A 1,463-nucleotide genomic window follows, 5' to 3' on the forward strand; every position below is an offset into this window, starting at 1 on the left:
ATTCAGGCAGCTATTTTTGCACACGCAGAGCGTGAATATCCCCGCGAGTGCTGCGGAGTAATAGCTCAAAAATCCCGTGTGGTGAAATACTTTCCCTGCCGTAATATCGCGGCTACGCCGGAAGAGCATTTTGTATTATCGCCGGAGGATTACACCGCTGCTGAGGATTGGGGTACGGTGACCGGTATTGTGCACAGTCACCCGGATGCTACCACCCAGCCGTCAGAACTTGATAAAGCACACTGTGATGCTCTCGGCATACCGTGGTATATCGTCAGCTGGCCGGAGGGGGATCTGCGGACTGTTCAGCCGCGCGGCGAGCTGCCATTACTTGGTCGGCCTTTTGTGCTCGGGTTTACGGACTGCTGGGGGCTGGTGATGAGCTGGTTCCGGCAGGAACACGGTATTGAACTGCCGGATTACCGGGTGGATTATCCCTGGTGGGAGCAGGGTGAGAACCGGTACGCCGATAACTGGCGGGAAGCGGGGTTTATTCAGGTCGATGATCCGCAGCCCGGTGATGTCATCGTGATGCAGATACAGGCACCGGTCGCCAATCATGCCGGCATTCTGCTGGATGATAATATGCTGCTTCATCATTTGTACGGACATCTGAGCCAGCGGGTGCCGTATGGCGGTTACTGGCGCGACCGCACTGTAATGGTCCTGAGATATTGTGAATTTTTTATGGGGTGAAATGTATCATTATATCTTTTTTTAATGAGTTATCTTTTCTTATGTCTCCGGAAGGTTTTGGGAAAAATGCCTGCTCAACAGCAGATAAGCCTGCATTACATAATTCAGTGTCTCCATTTTCAATCACGGTTGCATTCATTCGTGTAAAGCTGATGGCAATCGTGCAGCGTTTTCCCTGCCATTTATCATTAATATTAAAATTTTTTTTAATGGCAGATTTTACCTGATTAATATATTCCGTGATGTTGTTTCCGGAATACTTTTCTCCGAAGCGGATATCAACAGTGTGCCGCAATCTATGGTTATTATTTTCTTTATTCATGCCGGGGTGACTCATTCCGGCAGTGGCACTCAGTAGCAGCACAATAAAGACTGTTATATTTAACCTGATCATTTGAGGTCCTCTGTTGTTCCCCGGCAAGTATGCTGCCGGGAGCCTGTTAATATTAAATAGTATTTGTAGTGAGGAATTATGACACAGGAAATAATGGCAAAAATAGAGCTGGGCGGCGTGCTGGGCAAAACGTTCGGCAAAACGCACCAGCGGCTTGTTTGCACCACGTCAGAAGCTGTCCGTGCATTGTGCTGCACTATTCCGGGCTTTGAACAGTTCCTGAATACCAGTAAATCCCGCGGCTTAACGTATGCGGTATTTCGCGGGGAAAAGAATATCGGGGTGGACGACTTCAGTTTTCCGGTGACGGATGATGTTATCCGGATTGTGCCTGTTGTGATCGGCAGCAAACGCGGGGGATTGCTGCAGGTTA

Annotated in this window: 2 protein-coding genes and 1 pseudogene; 2 read left to right on the forward strand and 1 reads right to left on the reverse strand. The window is 49.0% G+C overall.

Annotated elements, in window-relative coordinates; all coding sequences use genetic code 11:
• Positions 1-696: a C40 family peptidase gene (locus GN208_RS17720; protein ID WP_243828511.1), complete on the forward strand. Its 696-nt coding sequence runs from the start codon at positions 1-3 to the stop codon at positions 694-696.
• Here GN208_RS17720 and GN208_RS17725 read toward each other — a convergent pair.
• On the reverse strand, positions 686-1,090 hold the full coding sequence (locus GN208_RS17725) for a cell envelope integrity TolA C-terminal domain-containing protein (RefSeq protein WP_111759642.1): 405 nt from the start codon (positions 1,088-1,090) through the stop codon (positions 686-688). The genes GN208_RS17720 and GN208_RS17725 overlap by 11 nt on opposite strands.
• 78 nt (positions 1,091-1,168) lie before the next feature.
• Between GN208_RS17725 and GN208_RS17730 the strand changes: the two are divergent.
• A pseudogene (locus tag GN208_RS17730) lies at positions 1,169-1,463 on the forward strand (tail assembly protein); the annotation flags it as partial.

The organism is Morganella sp. HSTU-ASny43 (genome assembly GCF_022819185.1).
Lineage (GTDB): Bacteria > Pseudomonadota > Gammaproteobacteria > Enterobacterales > Enterobacteriaceae > Morganella > Morganella morganii.